Below are 24,433 nucleotides of genomic sequence, written 5' to 3'. Positions count from 1 at the left end.
CATTTGTTAACGCGAATCTGTCGGATGGTTGACGTCAAAGTGCCGCTATCTTTGCTGCAGCTCAGGGTGTTCCTGACATTGAGCGCCGTTACCGTTAGTCGGTTGGATGGCACTTTTCGAATCGCACTACTATGGCTACCTTCTTTTTTCTCCAATCGAAGCTAGAGTAATGGCCAATCAGTCCATCAGCGGGGCCATTCCCCGGGCAGTAAAGTGAATGATGAGTAGCAGCATGGAATGCGTGCAGTCCCTGCCACCCAGTGGCAAATCAGTATTGTTGGTTGTTGATGATTATCCGGAAAATCTGGTGACCATGTGCGCGGTACTGCAGCGCCAGGACCGGGAAATCATCACCGCCGCCTCAGGCATGGAAGCGTTGGGTATTTTGCTGGACCGAGATGTCGATCTGGTGCTGCTGGATGTGCAGATGCCGGACATGGATGGCTTCGAAGTTGCCCGCCTCATGCGCGGCAGTCTGCGAACGCGATTGACGCCGATCATCTTCCTCACCGCCAACGAACAATCCCGCGACTCGGTGCACAAGGGTTACGCCAGCGGCGCAGTCGATTACCTGTTCAAGCCCTTCGACCCCAATATTCTCAGGCCCAAGGTTCAGGCGCTTCTGGAGCAGCAGCACAATCGGCGTGCCCTGCAGAAGCTGAGCCGCGAGCTGGAATCGGCGCGGGCGTTCAACGCCTCGGTGCTGGCCAACGTGGCCGAAGGCATCCTTGTCGTCACCGAAGACGGCGTCATCAGTTTCGCCAATCCGGCGATCTGCCGGTTGCTGGGCATGACCGACGGCGAGCTGCGCGGGACCGGGTTGTGCACTTACCTGCACGAGCCCAGCGTTGGCGAATGGACAGATTCCGGCTTTTATCATCACTATCGCCGTGCCGACACCTACCGCGTCCACGACGCCGTGCTGCGAACGCCGGAGGGGCGTCAGGTCCCGGTTGCGTTGTCCTGCGCGCCGCTGCCCGCCGAACAGCGCGCGATGGTGCTCAGCGTGCTCGACATGTCAGTGGTGCGTGACCTCTATCGTCAGCTCGAACATCAGGCCGTGACCGACTCCCTCACCGGCCTGCTCAACCGCCGCGGCTTCTATCAGACGGTCGAAGGGATGCTGCTGCGCAACGAACACGCGGGCAAGTATCTGGTGGTGTTGTACCTGGACCTCGATGGCTTCAAGGATGTGAATGATTCGCTGGGTCATGACGCCGGCGATCAGGTCTTGCAGTGGGTCGGCGCGCAATTGAAGGACTGCCTGCGCCCTTATGACGTGCTCGCGCGCATGGGCGGCGACGAGTTCGTGGTGGTCATCGACGGGCTGGACTTCCCCGAACACGCTGCGAAGGTGGCCGAAAAGCTGATCGAGAGGGTATCTGCCCGGCGCATGATTGACGGGGTCGAAGCCACACTCGGCGCGAGTATCGGCATCGCGGTCTACCCGGACTGCGGCACCAATCTGGATGGCCTGCTGCGCGCGGCGGACATTGCGATGTACGAAGCCAAGCGCGCAGGGCGTCAGCAATACCGCTTCTTCGATCAGTACATGAATGGCCGCGCACGCTCCCGTCTGATGCTCGAAGAGAGTGTGCGCACGGCGATCGATGGCAAAGACTTTTCCATGGTCTACCAGCCGCAGGTCAACGTGGTCACCGGCAAGACGCGGGGTTTTGAAGCGCTGCTGCGCTGGCATCATCCGGACGCGGGCGATGTCCCGTCAGGGGTATTCATTCCGCTGCTGGAGGAGACGCGTCTGATCAACAAGCTCGGCAGCTGGATTTTCGAGCAGGGTGCGGCGCAGCGCCAACGCTGGAGCGATGTATTCCCCGAGGATCTGGTCATGAGCGTCAGCGTGAGCCCTGCGCAATTCAGCCTGCCGAATCTGGCGGCCGAGTTGCAGCGCGCGATGCAGATTCACGGCCTGAAACCCCGGCAATTGGAAGTCGAGATCACCGAGCCGTCGCTGCTCCACAACCTGGTTCACAGCCGCAAGCAACTGCAGGACCTGCATGACATCGGCGTGCGTGTGTCGCTGGACGATTTCGGCGCAGGCGACAGCTCCCTTGCCCATCTGCGCAACCTCGATCTGGACACGCTGAAGCTCGATCGGCACTTCATTGGTGGCATGCTGGGATCGTCGCGAGATCTGGCCGTCGCACGCAGCATCATTGACCTGTGTCGCATGCTCGACATCGAGGTGATTGCCGAAGGCGTCGAGACCTACGAGCAGTATGAGTGGCTGGTCGACAACGGCTGCCAGATCATTCAGGGCTTCCTGATTGCTCACCCGATGCCGCCATTGGAAGCAGAGCGTTTTGTCGAGCCGGTCGATCTGCCGGTCGCGTTACAGCTGCTCGGGCAGGACTGACGCGGTAGACTCGCATTTTTCCCGCGACCCGATCCGACCATGACTGTCACTCCCCCCATGCCGCTCAAATACCTGCAGGCTTATCCCGAAGGCCTGCAGGATCAGGTTCGGCAGCTGATCTCGCAGGACCGGCTCACGGATTATCTGCAGCAGCGCTACCCGGATCGTCACGAAATCCAGAGCGACAAGGCGCTGTACGCCTATGCGCTGGCGCTCAAGCAGGAATACCTGCGCAACGCGCCGAACATCGACAAAGTGCTGTTCGATAACCGGCTGGACCTGACCCATCGCGCGCTGGGCCTGCACACCACGGTGTCGCGGGTGCAGGGCGGCAAGCTTAAATCCAAGAAGGAAATCCGCGTGGCTGCGCTGTTCAAGGAGGCCGCGCCGCAGTTTCTGAAGATGATCGTGGTCCACGAACTGGCGCACTTCAAAGAGTCGGACCACAACAAGGCGTTCTATCAGTTGTGCGAACACATGCAACCGGGCTATCACCAGCTGGAATTCGACCTGCGCATCTACCTGACCTGGCGGGACATGCAGACGGCCGTGCGCTGATCAGCCGCTAGCGCTTTTCAAGGAAGTTTTAATGGAAGTCAGCAAGACCAAGAGCAGTTTCTACCGCCGCCTGTATGTGGCGTATCTGATCGACAGCGGCATCGCCAGCAGCGTACCGGCCTTGACCGACGTCACCGGCATGCCCCGTCGCACCGCCCAGGACACCATCGCGGCGCTGGCTGATCTGGATATCGTGTGCGAGTTCGAACAACTCGATGGCGCCCGCAATCATGCCGGCGGTTACCGGATTCGTGATTGGGGCGCGATTGACCGCCGCTGGATCGAGGGCAATCTGCAGACCATCAAGACAGTGCTGGGGTATCCCTGACGGCGTGTCAGGGTTTGTTTATTTAAGGGCTTCCCGGCTGAAGCCGGTCCTACAAGGGGTCCGAGTCCGGATGAATCCGGTCCAACAAGGACCATCGGGGTTCAGATGCCGGATCAGTCGAGATCGCGGCGCATGCTGATGTGGGGAATGCCGTCCTCGACGTACACCTCGCCCACCGGATTAAAGCCGTAGCGGCTGTAGTAACCCTGCAAATGCGCCTGGGCCGAGAGGAATATCGGCTGGTCCGGCCATTGGAGTTCCGCGTGTTTCAGCGCCTGAACCATCAATTCATGGCCCATTCCCTTGTTGCGCATTGACGGTGCAGTCACCACGCGGCCGATGGTCACGTCACCGTTCTGCTGGATCGGGTCCAGCAAACGCAGGTAAGCGACCAGCTGATCATCCTGCCACGCCATGAGATGGCAGGTATCGCCCAGCAAATCCTGGCCATCGACGTCCAGATACCAGCATTTCTGCTCCACCACGAACACCTGCGCCCTCAGTTGCAGAATGGCGTACAGCTGCTCTTTTCCAAGGTCGGTATGGTGTTTGCAAATCCAGTTGATAGACATGACGCCGGCCTGCGAGAAGAAGTGGATGCCGGATACTAAACGCATATCGGCGCAAGCCCAAATTCGCGGCGAGCAGCACTAGACACTCATTCAATCAGCGGTGAGTCATTTTGTTGAACTGCGGCACAAACATCGCAGTGTTATGAGTTGTGCAAAGCGCAAAATGAGTCTTCACTGAAGGCCAGTTGCCACAAGGAAGCTGAGCATGTCGCGTTTGCTGTGCGCCGCAGGGCTGTTGGGAATGATGCTGATAGCCCAAGGCGCGGTCGCGCAGACATTGCGTCTCGCTGGCGATGCATGGGCGCCCTATGCCGACGTGTCATTGCTTCACGACGGCCTGTCCACTGACCTGATTCGCACAGCGCTGGGCCGCGCCGGTTATGACACCGAATACGAGCAGGTCCCCTGGGCGCGGGCGATACTCGGGCTGAGCGAAGGGCGATACGACATCGTTATCAACGCCTGGTACAGCGAAGACCGCACGCGCATCGGGGTTTTCTCCGCGCCGTACCTGATCAACCGCTTGCGTTTCCTGAAGCGCAAAGACGCCTCCATCGACTTTCAGAGCCTGTCGCAGCTGCACGGCTATTCCATTGCCGTCGTGCGTGGCTACGCCTATTCGCCCGAATTCGATGCCGATGCCGAGCTGAAAAAGGTGCCGGTGGCGGGTTTCTCGACCGCCGTCAGGATGCTCGCAGCGGGCAGGGTCGACTTGACGGTGGAAGACGAGTACGCGGCGCGATTCGCCCTCAATCGCGAGCCGGCTGACGTACAGGCCAGCGTTGAATTCCTGCCCAAGTCATTGAGCGAAAACAGTCTGCACATGCTGGTCAGCCTCAAGCGCGCGGATCATCAGCAGATCGTTCTGGATTTCGACAAGGCTATCGCCGACATGAAAGCCGACGGCACTTACGACAAGCTCATCAAGCTGCACGGTCTGTGAGGTCGGGTTCTTTGACGGGATCTTTGATCAAGTGCGCTGCCAGGGTGCGCAACGGCCCCAACTGACGGCAGATCAGCGCAAGCTGGGTTTGCACCAACCGCTGGCCTTCGTCGATTTCTTCCGGCATCTGTTCCAGGCTCGTCGCCAGCGCCTCCTCTGCGTCGCTTTGCACCGCCACCGGCTCACGCATCGCCAGGCTCTGGGCGATTTCATCGATGCTCGCGGCAAGGCTGGCCCCGGCGCCCTCGATCAGTTGCTCGCGCACTTCGGGCGGCAACGGTGTTTCCCGATGCGCCCCCAGGCCCGACAGGTAACTGAGCAGGGTGTGCGACAGCACCAGGAAGCGGAAACCCACGTCGGCCTCTTTGCGGAAATGTCCGGGCTCCATGAGCATGTTGGCCAGCGTGGTGGACAGCGCCGCATCGGCGTTGTGGGCGTTGCGCCGGGCCAGTCGATAGGCCAGATCGTCGCTCTTGCCGTTCGCGTATTGCTGCATGATCTGGCGCAGGTAAATGCTGTTGCACGACAGCGTGTTGGCCAGCACCTTGTTCAGTCGACGACCTTGCCAGTCCGGCAGGAACAGGAACACCGCCAGGCCGGCGATCAGGCTGCCCAGCAGCGTGTCCAGCAGGCGCGGCAGGAACACGCCGTAACCGTCGCCGACCTGATTGAAGCAGAACAGGATCATCACCGTGATCGCCGCCGTCGACAGCGTATAGCGCGTGGTGCGGTTGACGAAGAACACCACGCCGGCCAGCACCGCGCACATCGATTGCAGGACCGGCGTGGTGATCAGGTCGAACAGAATCCAGCCCGCCGTCAGGCCAATGGCGGTGCCGATGATGCGCTGCCCGAGTTTGCGCCGCGTGGCGCCGTAGCTTGGCTGGCAGACAAACACCGTGGTGAGGATGATCCAGTACCCCTGGGACGGGTGGATCAGGTGAACCATGATGTAACCGATGACCAGCGCCAATGGCAGGCGCAGGGCGTGACGGAACAGCAGCGAGGTCGGCGTCAGTTGCAGCCGCAGGCGCGTCCAGACGTCCTTGAGGTTGCGCGGCGAGCGGTCCAGCAGGCTGCTGTCGGTGGCGTCCGCCAAGGCGTCGGGGTTGCTCGCATCGCTGAGCAGCCGGTCAAGGGTGCCAAGGTTATTGGCCAGCGCCCGCAACGAACGCAGCAGCCCGCGCCACGCCGGATTGCTCTGAATGCGCAGGTGTTCGAGGGAGGCGCGCAGATCATTCAGCGCGTGGGCGAAGCTGTCGTCATAGATGAACGGCTGGCGCAGCTGGATCGACGCCGACAGGTCACGGCAGGCGCGACCTTGCTGGCGCAGCAGGCGCTGGCAGCGAAACAGTACGTCGCTGTGGAAGAACGCTTCGGCCAGGGAGTTGTAGGGATAGTGCGACGAACTGGCACGTTCATGGATGTCCTGGGCCAGAAAATACAGCTTCAGGTAGCGACTGACCTTCGAGCCGGGGCGGCCACTGCCCACACGGTTAAGGATGATTTCCTTGGTCACGTTGAGCGCGCCGACGACCTTGCCATTCTGCTTGGCAAGCTCCAGTCGCTTGGCTTCGATATCCAGGGTGCGAATCGGCTCGAACAGCTCTGATTTGAGCTTCAGGTAAAGGCCTAACTCACGAAACAGTCGGGCCAGGGCCTGCTGCACCGGCTGATTGGAAAACAGCATCTGCCACAGCACCGACAGCAGGCCGTACCACGCCGCGCCCGCGACCAGCAGCATGGGTTCGTGCCAGAAATCAGTGACTTCGCCGCCGCGCTGGTCGACGCCGATCATGGTGTAGACCGAGAGAATCAACGTCGCGTAGGCAATGGCGCCATAGCGCTCGCCCAGCGCACCAAGCATCGTCAGGCAGAACGCCGCGAAAGCAAACGCGCAGATGAACACCACGGGGTAGGGGAACAGCAGTTCCACGGACAGCGCCGCAATGCTGAAGCACACCAGCGTCACGGCCAGCGCATTGAGGCGGCCTTGCCAGCTGTCATCGGTTTCCGACAGGGCGCTGGCGATAATCCCGAGGAACAGCGGGATCAACTGGGACATCTCGTTCTGGTACCAGCACAGCGCCATGCTGCCGGTCAGCGCGATGAAAACCCGCACGCTGTAGGAAAACTTGTCCAGCGCCCAGAGACGGCGGAATGTATTGCGCAACGATGTCGATGCCATGAACGCTGACGGCCTTGTTCGCGATTGATTTTGCTGAGGGATATGTACAGCGCCGGATGCGCGCTGTACATCCGGTTAGCAAAATTTATTCCGGGGCGGATGCCAATACCTCAAAACGCACCTTGACCCCAAGGGTGCCTCTCTCATTTGCAACACGCACTTGTAGGAGCAATCGGAGGTAACGACGGTCGCGAAGGCGCAAGGTCAGGCACTGAATGTGTATTGCCTGACCCGGCCTCTTCGCGACCGTCGTAAACTCCGATTGCTCCTACAGAGATCGCGTGCGTGTGTGACGTTGTAGGGTTGCTCGCAACGACTGCTCAGACGAACTGCGCCGCCGCATAGGCCGAGGCCCAGGCCCACTGGAAGTTGAAGCCGCCCAGATGCCCGCTGACATCCAGCACCTCACCAACGAAGTACAAGCCCGGCGATTTCAGGGACTCCATGGTCTTCGACGACACTTCACGGGTGTCGATGCCGCCCAGTGTCACTTCCGCGGTGCGATACCCTTCGGTGCCCGCCGGTACCACTTGCCAGCTCGCCAGTCTGGTGGCGATGTCGGCCAGTTCAGCGTGGGTGTACTGCTTCATCGGCTTGGACACAAACCATTGCTCGGCAATCAGGTTGGCCATTTTTTTGGTGAAAATCTCGCCGAGCAGCGTCTTCAGCTCGCTGTTCGGGCGTTCGGCCTGTTGCTCGGTCAGCCAGCTGTGGGCGTCATGGTCGGGCATCAGATTGATTTCGACCGTGTCGCCGGGCTGCCAGAAGGAAGAGATCTGCAGAATCGCCGGCCCGCTCAAGCCACGGTGGGTGAACAGGATGTTTTCGCGAAAGCTGACGTCGTTGCAGCTCACCAGGCAATCGACCGCCGTACCGGTCAGCTCGGTGCACAGCTCTTTCAACTGATCGGTGATGGTGAACGGCACCAGGCCCGCCCGGGTGGGCAAAAGGGTGTGGCCGAACTGCTTGCCGACCTGATAACCGAAACCGGTCGCCCCCAGCGTCGGAATCGACAGCCCGCCTGTGGCGATCACCAGCGACTCGCAACGGAGTTCGCCCAGGGTTGTTTTCAGCAGGTAACCGCTGTCGGTTTTCTCGATGCTCTGCACCGAGGTGTCCATGTGCAGGCTCACGCCGGCGGTGTCGCATTCGGCCAGCAGCAGATCGAGGATGTCGCTGGACTTGTTGTCGCAGAACAGCTGGCCGAGTTTCTTTTCGTGGTACGGCACGCTGTGCTTGCCCACCAGCTCGATGAAATCCCACTGGGTGTAGCGGGCCAGTGCGGATTTGCAGAAATGCGGGTTCTGCGAGAGGAAGTTGGCGGGCTCGGTGTACATGTTGGTGAAGTTGCAGCGACCGCCGCCCGACATGAGGATTTTCTTGCCCGGCTTGTTGGCGTGATCGATCAACATGACCTTGCGCCCGCGCTGGGCCGCAGTGAATGCACACATCAAACCTGCGGCGCCGGCGCCGATGATCACAACGTCAGTAACGGGCAAAGCGGTGTCCTCGGAATATCGGGAAGAAGATCGTGCCAACGCTCTGCGTTGGTATGCATACCGTGACGCTCGGCGTCACGCTTGGGCGCAGAGCGCCCGGCCCGGCGTTACCACGCAGAGCGTGGGAACGATCAATAAGCTCACTCCGACAGGTTGCGCGGCCTTGTAGGAGTGAGCTTGCTCGCGATCAGGGGGCGACGCTGTACTGGGTGGATTAAAGAATCCGCACGCGCAACGATTTGCCCTTGATCTTGCCGTTGTTCAAACGCTCCAGCGCCTGCTTGGCCATGCTGCGTTCCACGGCGACGTAGGCCTGGAAATCAAAGATCGCGATCTTGCCCACCTGAGTGCCGGGAATGCCTGCTTCGCCGGTCAGCGCGCCCAGAATGTCGCCGGGGCGCAGTTTGTCTTTGCGGCCGGAACCGATGCACAGCGTGGTCATGGGTGGCAGCAGCTTGCCGCCTTCCTTGCGTTCCAGCTGGTCGTACTGCTGCCAGTTGAGCGGCGCTTTCTGCAGTTCTTCAACGGCGCGGGCGCGTTGGCTTTCACCGGGGGCGACGAGGCTGACGGCGATGCCGGTCTCACCCGCACGACCGGTACGGCCGACGCGGTGGATGTGGATTTCCGAATCCCGCGCCAGCTCGACGTTGAGCACCATGTCCAGACCATCGATGTCCAGACCGCGCGCAGCGACGTCAGTGGCCACCAGCACCGAGGTGCTGCGGTTAGCGAACATCGCCAGCACCTGGTCGCGGTCACGCTGTTCCAGATCGCCATGCAGGCCGACGGCAGACATGCCCTTGGCGGTCAGGTGATCGACCACTTCCTGAACCTGCTGCTTGGTGAAACAGAACGCCACGCAGGACTGCGGACGGAAATGATCGAGCACGCGGACCACCGCTTCGAGGCGTTGCTCGGGGGCGATTTCGTAGAAGATCTGCTCGATCTGGCTGTCGGCGTGGAGCGCTTCGACCTTGACGGTCTGCGGATCGCGCATGAATTTCGAGGACAGTTGCTTGATGCCGACCGGGTAGGTGGCCGAAAACAGCAGGGTCTGGCGACGCTTGGGCGTCTGCTCGATGATGTCGGCGATGGCGTCGTAGAAGCCCATGTCGAGCATACGGTCGGCTTCGTCCAGCACGAGCGTGTTCAGGCCATCCAGCACCAGCGAACCCTTGCGCAGATGCTGCTGAATGCGACCCGGCGTGCCGACGATGATGTGCGCGCCGTGTTCCAGCGAGCCGATCTGCGGGCCGAAAGACACGCCGCCGCAGAGGGTCAGGACCTTGATGTTGTCTTCGGAACGGGCCAGACGACGGATTTCCTTGGCCACCTGGTCGGCCAGCTCACGGGTCGGGCAGAGCACCAGCGCCTGGCAGCCGAAGTAGCGCGGATTGATCGGATTGAGCAGGCCGATGCCGAATGCAGCGGTCTTGCCAGAGCCCGTCTTGGCCTGGGCGATCAGGTCCATCCCCTTGACGATCACCGGCAGGCTCTGCGCCTGAATCGGCGTCATCTCGGCATAACCAAGGGACTCCAGGTTAGCCAGCATGGCGGCGGAAAGGGGCAGTGAGTTAAAAGCGGTGTTAGTCACGGGACGGGCCTGCAAAACAAAATGTCGCGCAGTGTATCAGGTCGCGACCCCTGCCTTGGGGCCGCGCGCGATAAATGGTGAGTAGGTCACGCCTCGATCTCGGGCTCCGGTTGCGGTTTGCGCGGTGGCGCTTCGGGGGCCATGCGGGGCGACAGTTGCAGGAAGATCGACGCTGCCAGCATCGCCAGCACGCCGACACACAGGAAAGTCAGCTGAAACGCGCCGAGCACGTCGCTGACGTCGCCCGTTGCCACGTCGTCGCTGAATCCGCCCAGCAACGCGGCCGCGCAGGCGACACCGAGACTCAAGGACAACTGCGCGACCACCGACAGCAGACTGTTGCCGCTGGCGGCACTGGCGTCATCGAGATCGATCAGCGTCACAGCGTTCATCGCCGAGAACTGCAGCGAGTTGACCCCGCCCAGAAACGCCAGATGAATGAGCAGCAGCCAGTACGGCGTGTTGGCCGTGACCAGCGCCATGCTCGCCAGCAGAATACCCAACAGCAGCGTGTTACCGGTCAGCACGATGCGATAACCCAGTCGCTCGATGGCCTTGGTTGCCAGCGGTTTGGCGAACATCGCCGCGAGGGCCAGGGGAATCATGCTCATGCCCGCATGTGACGGTGAGTAACCCAGCGCGACTTGCAGCATCAACGGCAGCAGAAAGGGCAGGGCGCCGCTGCCCAGGCGCGCGAACAGATTGCCCATGATGCCCACCGCGAAACTGCGGGTCTTGAACAACTGCGCCGAGAACAACGGCGCCTCCACGTGACTGGCGCGCAGCCAGTACGCCGCCAGACAGGCCATGCCGCCGAACAGCAGCATCACCACCCGCAAGTGCGGCAAGTGCAGTTCGCCCAGGCCTTCCAGGGCAATGGTGATGAGCACCATCGACGCGCCGAATAAGCCGAATCCCACCAGATCAAAGCGCGTACGGCCGCCGCCCTGAAGATCGGGGATGAATTTGCGCACGGCAAAACAACCCAGAATCCCCACCGGAAGGTTGATCAGGAAGATCCAGTGCCAGCTCAGGTATTCCACCAGCCAGCCGCCGACCGTCGGGCCCATCAGCGGGCCGAGCAGGGCGGGCATGGTGATGAAGCTCAACGTGCGCACCAGCTCGGTCCGGGGGTAGGCACGTAGCACGATGAGCCTGCCGACCGGCATCATCAACGCACCGCCGAGGCCCTGAACCACCCGCGCGCCCACCAGCATGCCGATGGAGTTGGACACCGCACACAGCAACGAGCCGAAACTGAACAGCAGGATGGCGCTGAAGAAGATCCGTTTGATGCCAAAGCGGTCGGAAATCCAGCCCGACGCCGGGATCAACAGGGCGATGGTCAGCATGTAGGCGATGATCACTGACTGCATGCGCAATGGGTCTTCCGCCAGCGAACGGGCCATGGACGGCAGCGCGGTGTTGAGAATCGTGCCGTCCAGGCTTTGCATGAAAAAAGCGATGGCGATGACCCATGGCATCCAGCGCAGGGTGCGGGCGTCCAGCTGCGGTGTTGAGGTCGGCATGTGGATCGAGGGTCCTTATGGGTTGTGCGGGTAACGGGCCAATTATTTCTCAGATGTCACTGCATGGAGCACGATCCCGGTGCAAGCTCTCACTGCTGGGACACGGTCCCGGTAGAAGGTCTCACTGCCTGGAACGCTTGCCCTGTGGGAGTGAGCTTGCTCACGAAGAGGCCTTTACAGCCGCTGCATCTCTATCGCCAGCATTCGCGAGCAAGCTCGCTCCCACGGAGGGTAATTCCAAGCCTTACAACGTCAGCGTCAACCCACTCAGCAGCGCACCCGGCAGCAGATTCGAGGCGGTCTGGCGCTGACTGTAGGTGCTTGTCGACAGCAGGAGTTCCCTTTCTGTGGTCAGTTGTTCCAGTGCCGTGCCCAGCAGGCTGAAAATGCTGTCGTCGAAGCGCATGGTGTTGACCGGCGCCTTGATCTGCCCGTCCTCGACCCAGAACGTGGCAAAGCGCGTCATCCCGGTGATGCGCCCGGCGGTGCGGTCCGAGAAATTCAAGTACCACAGATTGCTGATATACAGGCCCGTGCCCAGCGCTTTCAACACCTCATCCAGCGCCAGCGAACCGCCTTCCATGCTCAGCGCGCTCGGCGACTCGCCCCAGCCTGCGCCATTGGCGACAAGGCCATATTCGGCGGCGCTGCGCGAGTCGATCATGCGATCCCGAGCCACGCCTTCGGCCACCAGCGACAGGTCCATGCGCGGATAACCCTCGCCGGAAAACGCAGGGGACAACGAGCCGCTGACCTGCTCGTTCAAACTCACCAGCGGACTCAGCGTGGATTGGCCGTCGTACAGCCGCTGCAAGGGACTGGTCTTATCCGCCAGCGACTGCGCGGAGAAACCACCCCAGCACAGCATTCCGATGACTTCCTCCAGTGCGGCAGGTGCCAGATAGGCACGGTATTTCCCGGGCGCGAGAGCGTGGGCAGGGCGTCCAAGAAACGTCAGTTGCTCACGGGCCAGCCCAAAGCGCCGTGCAAAGCCTTCGTCCGTCCACGTATGCCCGGCGTAATTGGCTTTTACCGCCTGGCCGTTCTCGTGGAACAGGCTCCAGTCGAAATTGAAACTGTTGGCCTGGTGCCAGCCCAGCGCACCGCTTGAACTGGCGAAGCCGCGATAGATCGGCCCGGCGGCGTAGATGCCGACCAGATCCAGCCCCTCGCCCAGTTGCGCGATCTGCTCGACGACATGGGCGCTGTCCGGCAATGGCGTTTCCTGCACGTTGCTGCTTTGCCAGTCCTCTTCGTTCAGCTGCAGATAAGGATCTTCCGGCAACAGCGTCAGGGTCTCGCGCAACTGAGTCAGGGCTTCGCTCAGGCGCTGTCGATCCACCTCGGCATCGCCCGACAGCGTGAGATTCAGGTTGGCGTGACGGCCTGCGGCGATCAGCTTGAAGGTCACGCTGGCCTGCTGCACGTGGCCGGCCTGACGCACCTTGGCGTGGTTGAAGCGAATGAAGTCCGACGCTTCGGCGTCATAGCTGAGGGTATAACGCTCGTCCGCTGTGACCGCGGCGTGCAGCCATTCGGCCAGGGCCTTGAATTGCGCTTGATGGGACATCATACGTCACCTCCGAAAACATCAACGCTCGCGAACACGCACGCGGGCGAGGCGTGCCCCACGCGGATCACTTGATTGGGCTCGCCTTTGCCACAGTTTGGTGTGCCGAGGACCTTGAAGGTGCTGGCGTCGCCGACCGCGCTGAGGTTGCGCCAGAACTGGGCGGAGATCGCGCGGTAGTTCGGGTTTTTCACCACACCCTTGAGCTCGCCGTTCTCGATCAATTGGCCCCACTCACAGCCGAACTGGAATTTGTTGCGCGCATCGTCGATCGACCACGAGCGGTTCGTGCTCATCAAAATGCCGTGCTCGATGCCGCCAACAAGCTGCGCCATCGACTGGTCGCCCGGCTCGATATTCAGGTTGGCCATGCGGTCGATGGGTGCGCGGTTCCAGCTCGACGCGCGGCTATTGGCGACGCCTTCCATGCCGCTGCGGTATTGCGACAGCGCGCCGCCCAACGGCCTCACCAATACGCCGTCCTTGATCAGAAACTGCTTGCTCGCCGGTGTGCCGTCGTCATCAAAGCCGTAGCTCGCCAGTTGCTCGGGGATCTCGGGATCGAAGGTCACGTTGAGCAGCCTTGAGCCGTATTGCAGGCTGCCGAAGTCGCTGGTTTTGACGAAGCTGGTCCCGGCGTAGTTGCGCTCATCGCCGAGGATGCGGTCCAGCTCCAGGGGGTGGCCGATGGATTCGTGGATTTGCAGGGTCATCTGGTCGGGCGTGAGCAGCAGGTCGCGCGGCCCGGTGGGCGTATTCGGCGCCATGACCAGTTGCAGCGCCTGATCGGCGACGTTGACTGCGGCGCCAATGATCCCGCAGGACGTGATGACTTCTGCGCCGCCTTGCTGGCCGAAGTTCTCGCGACCCAGGCTGCGCGTCTGGCTGTCCTGGCCGTCATAGGCCGTGACGGTCAGCCCGGGAAAGACGAAGCGCTGGGTCTGACGAATCTCGGCGCCGGCGTTGTTCAAGTAGATCTGCTCGACGTTCTCAAGGCCCAGACTCACCTGCCAGTTGACCAGCCGCTCGTCCCTGGGCACCGACGCCGATTCGGCGTTGAGCAGGGCATAGCAATCGCTGAGCGAAGGAAATGCGCTGTGCAGGTTAGGCGAAAGGTAGTCGGCACGGGCGGTGGCGACAGCATGGTCGTGCAGGTCGAGGAGAGAATGCGGGGCCAGTTGCCGCGCTTGAATCTCCGCCTGCTCCAGCGCGGTCTGAAGCCCGCGCTGTGAGATGTCGTTGGTGGCCGCGTAGGCTTCCACGCCATTGATGCGCACGGTGAGCATCGCGCCTTCGTCGATGCTCAATTGCGGCGGCTCGGCGACGTTCTTGCGCACCGACAGATGCTGGCTGGTCTGTTTGACGTAACGCAGGGAGAAAAACGGGGCGCTGCTCTGCAGGGCGGCGAACCGCTGTTTGAGCTGAGCGGAAAAGTCGAACATGCAGGAAGGCTCCTTGGCGATTCGGACAGGCAACGGCCCGAATCATAGCGCGGATGATCACTGCAGAGGGGAGGGATGCCGGTGGAGGCACGTCGGCGCCGGAGATGTATCTAGTGAGATATGGACTGGTGGGAGCGAGCTTGCTCGCGAAGAGGCAAGAACATCCGCTAAATTTGCGGCGGTAATAATGCCTTCTTCGCGAGCAAGCTCGCTCCCACATGGTCCGGGTGTGCTGCACGATTGCACAGCATCCCGAAGGAATCTCCAAGAGCGCTGGCGTTTGTTACTGCGCCAACGGGCCCACTTCGCGCATCGGCTTGCCACGCACCGGCGCGTCGCCGGCGACGTAGTAATCAGCAGTGCTGCGCGGCAGTGGAGCACGACCGCGGATCTTGTCGGCGATTTTTTCGGCCATCATGATCGTCGGCGCGTTGAGGTTGCCGGTGGTGATCAGCGGCATGATCGACGCATCCACCACACGCAGCCCTTCCATCCCGTGCACACGGCCCTGACTGTCAACGACCGCCATTTCATCGGTGCCCATCTTGCACGAGCAGGACGGGTGATACGCCGTCTCGGCATGTTCGCGGATAAACGTGTCCAGTTGCTCGTCGCTCTGCACGTCGATGCCCGGGCTGATTTCGCGGCCACGGTACTGGTCCAGCGCCGGCTGCTGCATGATCTCGCGGGTCAGGCGAATGCCGTCGCGGAATTCCTGCCAGTCCTGCTCGGACGCCATGTAGTTGAAAAGAATGCTCGGGTATTCGCGGGGATTCTTCGATTTCAACTGCACGCGGCCACGGCTTGGCGAACGCATCGAACCCACGTGCGCCTGGAAGCCGTGCTCCTGCACGCCCTTGCTGCCGTTGTAGTTAATCGCGACCGGCAGGAAGTGGTACTGAATGTTCGGCCACTCGAATTCTTCGCGCGAACGAATGAAACCGCCCGCTTCGAACTGGTTGCTGGCGCCGATCCCTTTACCGAGGAACATCCACTCGGCGCCGATGGCCGGCTGGTTCCACCACAGCAGCGACGGGTACAGCGAGACCGGCTCTTTGCAGGCGTACTGCAAATACATTTCCAGGTGGTCTTGCAGGTTCTCGCCTACGCCCGGCAGATCATGAACGACCGGAATGTCGAGCTTCTTCAGTAACGGCGCAGGGCCGACGCCGGAGCGCTGCAGGATCTGCGGCGAAGCAATGGCGCCGCCACACAGCAGGACTTCCTTGCGAGCGCGCGCTTCGATGCGGGTGTCGCTGTCGCCGACCATGTAGGCCACGCCGACGGCGCGCTTGTTGTCGAACAGAATTCGATCGGTCAACGCGTGAGTGACGATGGTCAGGGTCGAGCGCTTCTTCGCTTCGTCCAGGTAGCCACGGGCGGTGCTGGCACGACGGCCGAATGGCGTGACGGTGCGGTCCATCGGGCCGAAGCCTTCCTGCTGATAACCGTTGAGGTCGTCGGTGCGCGGATAGCCGGCTTGCACGCCTGCTTCAACCATCGCAGCGAACAGCGGGTTGTTGCCCGCTTTAGGTGTGGTGACGCTGACCGGGCCTTCGCCGCCGTGGTAGTCGTTGGGGCCGATGTCGCGGGTTTCGGCCTTGCGGAAGTACGGCAGGCAATCGAGGTAAGACCAGTCTTCTAGCCCCGGGTTTTTCGCCCAGCCGTCGTAGTCCATGGCGTTGCCGCGGATGTAGCACATGCCGTTGATCAGCGACGAGCCACCCAGGCCCTTGCCGCGACCGCATTCCATGCGGCGGTTGTTCATGTGCGGCTCTGGCTCGGTCTCGTAGGCCCAGTTGTAGCGACGGCCTTGCAGCGGGAACGCGAGGGCGGCCGGCATCTGCGTGCGGAAATCAGCGCGATAGTCCGGGCCGCCTGCTTCAAGCAACAGCACGGTGACGCCGGCGTCTTCGGTGAGACGGGCTGCCAGGGTGTTACCGGCCGAGCCGGCACCGATGATGATGTAGTCGTATTCCTGGGACATTTGAAATGCTCCCTCTTGAAAGTAGTCGGAGGTGCGCAAGTCCTGTAGGAGTGAGCTTGCTCGCGATGAGGTCATAGCCCCAATGTTGCTGGCGGCTGACACTCAGCAATCGCGAGCAAGCTCGCTCCTACAGTGAAATGCGTGTTGCCGGTGCGGCTTTACAGGATCAGAACACCGACGCGTAATCGCCCAGCTCGACCTGCACAGACTTGATCCGGGTGTACTGCGCCAGCGAGCTGATACCGTTTTCGCGGCCCACACCCGACTGCTTGTAGCCACCGACCGGCATCTTCGCGTCGGACTCGCCCCAGGCGTTGATCCAGCAGATACCGGCTTCCAGTTGATGGATCACGCGGTGCGCGCGGTTCAGGTCCTTGGTCACGATGCCGGCGGCCAGACCCATTTCGGTGTCGTTGGCGCGGCGGATCACTTCTTCTTCGCTGTCGTAGCTGAGGATGCTCATGACCGGGCCGAAGATTTCCTCTTTGACGATGGTCATCTCATCGGTGCAGTCGGTGAAGACCGTCGGTGCAACGAATGCGCCGTTGCCCAGCTCGCCCTCGGTCAGACGGTCGCCGCCGATCAGCAGTCGGGCACCTTCTTCCTTGCCCTTGTTGATGTAGCCAAGCACGTTTTCCATGTGCGCGAAGCTCACCAGTGGGCCGAAGTTGGTGTTGTCGTCCTGCGGGTTGCCGACGCGGATGCGTTTGACGCGCTCAAGGATTTTCGCCTCGAACGCTGATTTCAGTGCGCTCGGCACGAACACACGAGTGCCGTTGGTGCAGACCTGACCCGAGCTGTAGAAGTTGGCCATCATCGCAATGTCAGCCGCGCGGTCCAGATCGGCGTCGTCGAAAATGATCAGCGGAGACTTGCCGCCCAGCTCCATGGTCACCTCTTTGAGCGACGAGCTCGACGCGCTGGCCATGACTTTCTTGCCGGTCTGCACGCCGCCGGTAAAAGAGATCTTTTCGATGCGCGGGTGCTCGGTCAGCCAGCTGCCGACGTCGCTGCCGGCACCGGTCAGTACGTTGAACACGCCGTTCGGCACGCCGGCTGCGGTGTAGATTTCTGCCAGTTTCAGCGTGGTCAGCGAAGTGACTTCGCTTGGCTTGAAAATCATTGCGTTGCCGGCGGCCAGCGCAGGGGCGGACTTCCACAGGGCGATCTGGATCGGGTAATTCCACGCGCCGATGCCGACGGTGACGCCCAGCGGCTCGCGGCGGGTGTAGACAAACGAGGTATCACGCAGCGGAATCTGCTCGCCTTCGATCGCAGGCACCAGGCCGGCGTAATACTCCAGCACGTCAGCGCCGGTGACGATGTCGACGTACTTGGTTTCGGAGATCGCTTTGCCGGTGTCCAGGGTTTCCAGTTCGGCCAGTTCATCGTTGCGTTCACGCAGGATGTCGACGGCACGACGCAGGATGCGCGAGCGCTCCATGGCGGTCATGGCGGCCCAGATTTTCTGGCCTTTCTCCGCGCTGACGACCGCGCGTTCGACGTCTTCTTGGGTTGCGCGCTGAACCTGGGCCAGGACTTCGCCATTGGCCGGATTGATGGCGTCGAAAGTCTTGTCGCTGCTGGCGTCCACGTAGCCGCCGTCAATGTAGAGTTTTTGCAATTCGAAACGGGCCATAAAATCCTCGCAGTAATCTGGGTGGGTGACGACCGAGTGCGCCGTGCGCTGCCTTGATCGTGGTGCCGGCTGCTTCAGCTCGGCGCTTTTGCCAGTTGAAAGTCCATGTACTCGTAGGCGATCCGTTGCGCTTGTTCGGTGTCGAAGGCGTCGCCCGAAAGCGCGCCGCGCAGCCACAAGCCGTCGATCAATGCCGCCAGCCCCCGGGCTGCGCTGCGTGCTTCATCCAACGGCAATGCGCGACGGAACTGGCAGCAGAGGTTGGAATACAGGCGGTGATCGTTGATCCGCTGCAGCCTGTGCAGCGAGGGCGAATGCATGCTGGTTGCCCAGAAGGCGAGCCAGGTTTTCATCGCCGGACCGTTGACCTGACTGGAATCGAAGTTGCCTTCTATGATCACTTTCAAGTGAGCCCGCGGGCTGTCATCGTTCAATGCCCGGCGCCGCTCGGCGACGCTGGCGATCAGCGCATTCATCAGGTGGCGCATCGTCGCTGCGATCAGGCCGTTCTTGTCCTGAAAGTAGTGACTGATGATGCCGTTGGAGACCCCCGCCAGTTTGGCGATCAGCGCAATGCTGGCATCGCCCATCCCGACCTGATCGACCGCCGTAAGGGTGGCCTGGATCAACTGTTGACGCCGAATGGGTTGCATACCGACCTTGGGCATCTGTAGGGCTCCTTGATGTGCCAGGTGATCGTGAGTGGCTGTAAACGGCGTCCACTGTAAAGCTTTTTAATTGAACGTTCAATCAACAAAAAAGTGCGGGCGCAGGAAAACAGCCGCAAGCGCCAAGTTTCAAGCTGCAAGAATGGGCGTGGAAACCCTGCTCTTGCAGCTTGCTACTTGCTACTTATAGCTGACTCTCAGCCGTGATTCTTGCCCAGCAACGCGTGGTACAGCTCGCTGTCGCCGAGGATGCCGACCAGCTGGTTGTTCTCCTGGAGTACCAGCTTGTTGCCGGTGTGATAGCGGATCTGCAAGGCGTCGCGCATGCCGATGTCGGAGTGAACAACCGTCGGTTTGCGCCCGAGGGTTTCCACCGACTGGCCTGGCTCCCAGCTTTGCAGATCAAGGGCCGCGCCATGCTGGTGGGCGCCGGTGATTGCGTTGCCGTCGGACAGATCAATCCATGTGTCGTCGCTCGGGTCCAGGCAGACCTGAGAACCGTTGATGCGCGTGCACTGGGTGATCGGACGCATCAGGCTGCGGCCGCACAGTACGTTGAGGGGGTTGGTGTGGGCGACGAACGTACGCACGTATTCGTCGGCGGGGTTGAGCACGATCTCTTCCGGCACGCTGTACTGAATGATCCGGCCGTCCTTCATGATCGCGATGCGGGTGCCGAGCTTGAGCGCTTCGTCCAGGTCGTGACTCACGAAGACGATGGTCTTGTTCAGCTTCTTCTGCAGCGCCAGCAGTTCATCCTGCAGGCCCTGACGAATCAGCGGGTCGAGGGCCGAAAACGGCTCGTCCATCAGCAGAATGTCAGCGTCCATCGCAAGTGCCCGGGCCAGGCCGACACGCTGTTGCATGCCGCCCGACAGCTCGTCCGGCTTCTTGTTGCGCCATTGGGTCAGGCCGACCAGCTCAAGCTTTTCGTCCACCAGCGCGCGCCGCTCTTTCTCGGGGCGGCCCTGCATTTCCAGACCGAAACTGATGTTCTCGCGCACCGTCAGCCACGGCATCAGGGCGAACTTCTGGAACACCATCGCGATGCGTTTGGTGCGCATCATCTTCAGCTCGGCGGGGGTGCAGGCGGCGATGTTGATCTGCTTGCCTTCGTGCTCGACGAACAGTGAGCCGCGGCTGACCGTGTTCAAGCCGTTGATGCACCGCAGCAAGCTGGATTTGCCCGAGCCGGACAGGCCCATCAGCACGCAGATCTCGCCTTTGTTGATCTCCAGCGTGGCCTTTTCGACGCCGACGATCTGGCCGGTTTTCTTGAGGATTTCAGCCCGCGTAAGGCCTTGGTCCAGCAGTTTGAGAGCCTCACGCGGGTCTTTGGAGAAGACGACGTCAACCTGATCGAATTTGATGATGCTCATGCGTCGGCCCTCACTTTGGCGTCCGGTTGTTTGCAGATCCGGTCGAGCATGATCGCCAGCAATACGATCGCCAGGCCTGCTTCGAAGCCCAATGCGATATCAGCAGTGTTCAGTGCGTTGACCACAGGTTTGCCCAAGCCGTCCGCACCCACCAGCGCGGCAATCACCACCATCGACAGCGACAGCATGATGCACTGGGTGATGCCGGCCGCGATGCTCGGCATGGCATGGGGCAGTTCGATACGGGAGAGCAGTTGACGGCGCGAGCAGCCGAAGGCTTTGCCGGCGTCGAGGAGTTCTTGCGGGACATCACAGATGCCCAGGTAGGTCAGACGGATTGGCGCGGCGATCGCAAACACCACCGTCGAAATCAGGCCCGGTACTACGCCGAGGCCGAACAGGGTCAGGGTCGGAATCAGGTAAACGAACGTAGGAACCGTCTGCATCAGGTCGAGGACGGGGCGCATGCAGGTGTAGAACATCGGCTTGTGGGCGGCAATGATCCCCAGCGGCACGCCGATCACCACGCAGACCGCCGTGGCGAACAGCACCTGCGCCAGGGTCTCCATGGTTTCCTGCCAGTACCCCAGATTGAGGATCAGCAGAAAGGAAATGATCACAAATGCGGTCAGGCCCCATTTGCGCTGAATGAAGTGGGCAAGCAGGGCAATCAGGCCGATCAGCACGAAGGGGTTGAACCAGGTCAGCCCGCCGGTCAGGCCGTGAATCATGGTTTCCAGTGACGAAGCGATGGCGTCGAAGGTGCTGGCGCCGTGCTGCGTCAGCCATTCGACAAAGCCGGCGATGTACTGGCCCAGGGGGATTTTATGATCAGTCAGCATGATGTCGGTTGTCCGCGTGCGGGATGAAAAGAGGACAACAGGCGGGCGTACCCGCCTGCCTGTCGAGTTACTTCGTCAGCTCGGCTTTTGCGGCTTCCAGGCCAGGTTTTCCGTCCACGGTGGTGACACCCGCCAGCCAGGTGTCGAGTACTTGAGGGTTGGCTTTCAGCCACGCTTTGGCGGCCACTTCAGGCTTTTTCTTGTCGTCGAGGATATTGCCCATCAGCGTGCTTTCCATCGGCAGGGTGAAGGACAGATTTTTCAGCAATTGACCGACGTTACTGCACTCGGTGGTGTAGCCCTTGCGCACGTTGGTGTAGACGGTGGCTTTGCCGAAGTCGGGGCCGAAGAAGTCATCGCCGCCGGTGAGGTACTGAATTTTGAAGCGGGTGTTCATCGGGTGCGGTTCCCAGCCCAGAAACACCACGTCGGTGTTGCGTCGCGAAGCGCGGTCGACCTGGGACAGCATGCCCGCTTCGCTCGATTCGACGACCTTGAAGCCTGCGTCTTTCAAGCCGAAGGCGTTCTTGTCGATCATGCTCTGGATCAGGCGGTTGCCGTCGTTGCCCGGCTCGATACCGTAGATTTTGCCGTCGAGTTCTTTCTTGAATTTGACGATGTCGGCGAAGTCGTGAAGACCCTTGTCGTACAGAGCCTGGGGAACGGCGAGGGTGTACTTGGCGTTCTCGAGGTTGGCGCGGACGGTCTCGACGGTGCCGGCGTCGCGGTAGGCCTTGATGTCGTTTTCCATGGTCGGCATCCAGTTGCCGAGGAAGATGTCCATGTTCTTGCCATCGGCCAGCGACTTGTAGGTCACGGGCACAGAAATCATCGTGGTTTTGGTTTTGTAGCCCAACGACTGCAGCACGACGCTGGTGACGGCGGTGGTCGCCGTGATGTCGGTCCAGCCCACATCGGAAAAATTGACCATCTGGCAAGCGGCAGGCTCTGCGGCCTGGGCCAGGATCGGAAGACTCAGCGCAACGCCCAGCAATAGCCTTTGTGAACCTTTCATGTTGGACTCCTTTGGTGTTTTCTTCTCGGCATCAACCGCAGCTGATGCGTTTTCTGGTGTCGGCGAGTCAAGTTGGAAAAACAGCTCCATCACTGCGTCTGGCGATTGAGTCGACAACGATCATGTAACAGGGAAAAACAAACGCCTACAGGGGGCGTCGTATCCAGTACACAGGGCGTCGTATCCAGTATCAGTGACGTCGCTTACAGGTTTTTTCCCTGCTCGCCGAATGATTCCCGGGACAAAAGCAGAGTGACGATACGGCAAAAAGTGCCGGAATCGGCAGCCGATCGTGTTCATGTACCGGTTAAAGCAGACGCGACGTTGGTGGGCATGGGTGAGTCGGTGTGAGACGCCGCCCTGCAAAACAAAAGGCTGATGATGCCGCCATCTCGATGGATCGCTGCTTGAGCGTAGCAGCTCCATCGCCGGCCGCGTGGCGCGCCGGGAGCCCTGTTTTCGGAGGTTTGCGGTCAATGGCAATCAGCGTGTTCGACCTGTTCAAGATCGGTATCGGCCCTTCCAGTTCCCACACCGTCGGCCCCATGCGGGCTGCCGCATTGTTCGTCCAGGGCCTGCGCGAACGCGATCAGCTGGAGCAGGTGAACCGCGTTGAGGTACGGCTCTACGGTTCGTTGTCGGCGACTGGCGTCGGCCATGGCAGCGACAGCGCCGTGATCATGGGCCTGATGGGCGAGTGGCCCGACGCGATCGATCCGTCGCTGATCGGCCAGCGCATCGCCGAGCTGCGTGAAACCGACACATTGAAGCTCAATGGCAATCACCCGATTTCTTTCGTCTGGCAGCGCGACATGCTACTCATCGACGAAAACCTGCCGTTCCATCCCAATGCCATGACGCTTGTCGCGTTCAGTGAGCAAGGCGAATTTCATCGCGACACCTATTACTCAGTGGGCGGCGGTTTTGTCGTCGATGAAGCCCAGGCCGCCAGTGGCGTGCTTGATCGCGACGAAACACTGCTGCCCTATGATTTCTCCAGTGCGGACGAACTGCTGATGCTCTGCGAAACCCACGGCCTGCGGGTGTCGCAACTGATGATGGAGAACGAGAGGGTCTGGCGCAGCGAAGATGAAATCCGCGCCGGGCTCATGCACCTGTGGCGGGCCATGCAGGCGTGTGTCGAATTGGGCTTGAAGCACGAGGGCATCCTGCCGGGCGGCCTGAACGTGCGTCGTCGGGCAGCGCGTCTGCACCGCAGCCTTCTCGAGCTGAACAAGCCGAACGTGATTGGCTCGACGTTGAGCGCGATGGAGTGGGTCAACCTGTTCGCGCTCGCGGTCAACGAAGAAAACGCCGCGGGAGGGCGCATGGTCACGGCGCCCACCAACGGCGCGGCGGGAATCATTCCGGCGGTGCTGCATTACTTCGTCAAGTTCAGTGATGAGGTGAGCGAAGCCAATGTGGTCGACTATCTGCTGGGCGCCGCGGCCATCGGCATTCTGTGCAAAAAGAACGCATCGATCTCCGGCGCCGAAGTCGGCTGTCAGGGCGAGGTCGGTTCCGCATGCGCCATGGCGGCCGCCGGCCTGGCGGACATCCTGGGTGCCACCCCGGCGCAGCTGTGCAACGCGGCCGAAATCGGTCTGGAACATAACCTGGGCCTGACCTGCGATCCGGTGGGTGGGCTGGTTCAGGTGCCGTGCATCGAGCGCAACGCCATCGCTGCGGTGAAAGCCATCAACGCTGCGCAAATGGCCCTGCGTGGCGACGGCCAGCACTTCATCTCGCTGGACCGGGTCATTCGCACCATGCGCGACACCGGCGCCGACATGCACGACAAGTACAAAGAGACGTCCCGCGGCGGGCTGGCGGTCAGCGCCGTCGAATGTTGAGTCGATAACGCCCGCTTGCCGGGATAGAAGCAGGTGCATACGCAGCCGCCTGCTCGCTTTTCGCCCACGCCGCACTGAGCCCGCTACGTTTTGGCGCGCGCTTCCCCTTGAGCTGGCGCGATGCCATCTGAATCCGTAACCCATCGCTACCCGCCGAGCACCCCGTGCGTCGGGTGACACTCCCGGACCGCCTGCCGATTCGATGGTTCACACAAGTGCTACGGAATTGCTCATCCCGCCCGCCGCGTCTGCGGCTCAGCGTCCCTCGGGGTCGCGATTTGAATCGTCATGTCGCTGCCGAATAGACGCTTCGCGACGTCGCAATCAGGGGTTGTTGAATGCTCATTCAACTTTAGGCATGGCATTTGCGTTGCAATGACAAAGCTCTCCACAGATGAGGGCGATACAACAAGAGCCTCCTGCCGGGGCCATCAACCGTTTTACGCGTGAGGA

Annotated in this window: 18 protein-coding genes; 5 read left to right on the top strand and 13 right to left on the bottom strand. The window is 61.2% G+C overall.

Features of this window, described 5'->3' with window-relative positions; genetic code table 11:
- Nucleotides 1-232: 232 nt before the first annotated feature.
- From QWI20_RS02015 to QWI20_RS02005, 3 genes are read left to right on the top strand one after another with little or no spacing between them, the layout of a single operon-like run.
- Nucleotides 233-2,374 (top strand): putative bifunctional diguanylate cyclase/phosphodiesterase, encoded by a 2,142-nt coding sequence (locus QWI20_RS02015; RefSeq protein ID WP_369303924.1) that lies wholly within the window; start codon nucleotides 233-235, stop codon nucleotides 2,372-2,374.
- A 39-nt stretch (nucleotides 2,375-2,413) separates the two neighbouring features.
- Nucleotides 2,414-2,932 (top strand): M48 family metallopeptidase, encoded by a 519-nt coding sequence (locus QWI20_RS02010; protein ID WP_346626883.1) that lies wholly within the window; start codon nucleotides 2,414-2,416, stop codon nucleotides 2,930-2,932.
- 31 nt (nucleotides 2,933-2,963) lie between these two features.
- On the top strand, nucleotides 2,964-3,260 hold the full coding sequence (locus QWI20_RS02005; RefSeq protein ID WP_065986572.1) for a helix-turn-helix domain-containing protein: 297 nt from the start codon (nucleotides 2,964-2,966) through the stop codon (nucleotides 3,258-3,260).
- 113 nt (nucleotides 3,261-3,373) lie between these two features.
- Here QWI20_RS02005 and QWI20_RS02000 read toward each other — a convergent pair whose 3' ends face one another.
- Nucleotides 3,374-3,832 (bottom strand): GNAT family N-acetyltransferase, encoded by a 459-nt coding sequence (locus tag QWI20_RS02000; RefSeq protein ID WP_192130954.1) that lies wholly within the window; start codon nucleotides 3,830-3,832, stop codon nucleotides 3,374-3,376.
- A 205-nt stretch (nucleotides 3,833-4,037) separates the two neighbouring features.
- Between QWI20_RS02000 and QWI20_RS01995 the strand changes: the two genes are divergently transcribed.
- Nucleotides 4,038-4,775, top strand: a complete 738-nt coding sequence (locus tag QWI20_RS01995) for a substrate-binding periplasmic protein (RefSeq protein WP_369303923.1) — start codon at nucleotides 4,038-4,040, stop codon at nucleotides 4,773-4,775.
- On the opposite strand, the gene yccS is transcribed toward QWI20_RS01995, so the two are convergent.
- The 12 genes from yccS to QWI20_RS01935 form a co-directional block, all read right to left on the bottom strand.
- Entirely contained in the window at nucleotides 4,756-6,963 is a 2,208-nt protein-coding gene (gene yccS, locus QWI20_RS01990) for a YccS family putative transporter (RefSeq protein WP_369303922.1), read from the bottom strand. The two genes, QWI20_RS01995 and yccS, sit on opposite strands and share 20 nt — an antisense overlap.
- A 320-nt stretch (nucleotides 6,964-7,283) precedes the next feature.
- Nucleotides 7,284-8,462 carry an NAD(P)/FAD-dependent oxidoreductase gene (locus QWI20_RS01985; RefSeq protein WP_369303921.1) on the bottom strand — a complete coding sequence of 393 codons (1,179 nt, stop codon included), beginning with the start codon at nucleotides 8,460-8,462 and terminating at the stop codon, nucleotides 7,284-7,286.
- Between the two features lie 214 nt (nucleotides 8,463-8,676).
- A complete protein-coding gene (gene dbpA, locus QWI20_RS01980; RefSeq protein WP_074893676.1) occupies nucleotides 8,677-10,056 on the bottom strand; it encodes an ATP-dependent RNA helicase DbpA in 1,380 nt (459 codons plus the stop codon).
- Nucleotides 10,057-10,142: 86 nt separating this feature from the next.
- Nucleotides 10,143-11,585 carry a multidrug transporter subunit MdtD gene (gene mdtD / locus QWI20_RS01975; protein WP_369303920.1) on the bottom strand — a complete coding sequence of 481 codons (1,443 nt, stop codon included), beginning with the start codon at nucleotides 11,583-11,585 and terminating at the stop codon, nucleotides 10,143-10,145.
- Nucleotides 11,586-11,829: 244 nt separating this feature from the next.
- Nucleotides 11,830-13,155 (bottom strand): TldD/PmbA family protein, encoded by a 1,326-nt coding sequence (locus tag QWI20_RS01970; RefSeq protein WP_369304002.1) that lies wholly within the window; start codon nucleotides 13,153-13,155, stop codon nucleotides 11,830-11,832.
- The gene (locus QWI20_RS01965; RefSeq protein ID WP_369303919.1) at nucleotides 13,155-14,597 is read right to left on the bottom strand and encodes a TldD/PmbA family protein; all 1,443 of its coding nucleotides are present in this window, start codon (nucleotides 14,595-14,597) and stop codon (nucleotides 13,155-13,157) included. The genes QWI20_RS01970 and QWI20_RS01965 overlap by 1 nt, the downstream gene beginning before the upstream one ends.
- Before the next feature lie 283 nt (nucleotides 14,598-14,880).
- Nucleotides 14,881-16,584 carry a choline dehydrogenase gene (gene betA / locus QWI20_RS01960; RefSeq protein ID WP_369303918.1) on the bottom strand — a complete coding sequence of 568 codons (1,704 nt, stop codon included), beginning with the start codon at nucleotides 16,582-16,584 and terminating at the stop codon, nucleotides 14,881-14,883.
- 166 nt (nucleotides 16,585-16,750) lie between these two features.
- Nucleotides 16,751-18,223: a betaine-aldehyde dehydrogenase gene (gene betB, locus QWI20_RS01955; protein ID WP_369303917.1), complete on the bottom strand. Its 1,473-nt coding sequence runs from the start codon at nucleotides 18,221-18,223 to the stop codon at nucleotides 16,751-16,753.
- Nucleotides 18,224-18,297: 74 nt separating this feature from the next.
- Nucleotides 18,298-18,891: a transcriptional regulator BetI gene (betI, locus tag QWI20_RS01950; protein WP_122533875.1), complete on the bottom strand. Its 594-nt coding sequence runs from the start codon at nucleotides 18,889-18,891 to the stop codon at nucleotides 18,298-18,300.
- 197 nt (nucleotides 18,892-19,088) lie between these two features.
- The gene (gene choV / locus QWI20_RS01945) at nucleotides 19,089-20,270 is read right to left on the bottom strand and encodes a choline ABC transporter ATP-binding protein (RefSeq protein ID WP_369303916.1); all 1,182 of its coding nucleotides are present in this window, start codon (nucleotides 20,268-20,270) and stop codon (nucleotides 19,089-19,091) included.
- Nucleotides 20,267-21,115 (bottom strand): choline ABC transporter permease subunit, encoded by an 849-nt coding sequence (gene choW, locus QWI20_RS01940; protein ID WP_369304001.1) that lies wholly within the window; start codon nucleotides 21,113-21,115, stop codon nucleotides 20,267-20,269. Before choW ends, choV begins: the two co-directional genes overlap by 4 nt.
- A 64-nt stretch (nucleotides 21,116-21,179) precedes the next feature.
- On the bottom strand, nucleotides 21,180-22,127 hold the full coding sequence (locus QWI20_RS01935) for a choline ABC transporter substrate-binding protein (RefSeq protein ID WP_369303915.1): 948 nt from the start codon (nucleotides 22,125-22,127) through the stop codon (nucleotides 21,180-21,182).
- Nucleotides 22,128-22,603: 476 nt separating this feature from the next.
- Here QWI20_RS01935 and QWI20_RS01930 point away from each other — a divergent pair, with 476 nt between their 5' ends.
- Nucleotides 22,604-23,980 carry an L-serine ammonia-lyase gene (locus tag QWI20_RS01930; protein WP_369303914.1) on the top strand — a complete coding sequence of 459 codons (1,377 nt, stop codon included), beginning with the start codon at nucleotides 22,604-22,606 and terminating at the stop codon, nucleotides 23,978-23,980.
- Nucleotides 23,981-24,433: the final 453 nt, after the last annotated feature.

The sequence above is a fragment of the Pseudomonas sp. W2-17 genome (genome assembly GCF_041060445.1).
Classification (GTDB): Bacteria; Pseudomonadota; Gammaproteobacteria; order Pseudomonadales; family Pseudomonadaceae; genus Aquipseudomonas.
The sequence above is the reverse complement of the archived record's forward strand: the minus strand, read 5'-3'. Positions and strand labels throughout refer to the sequence as shown.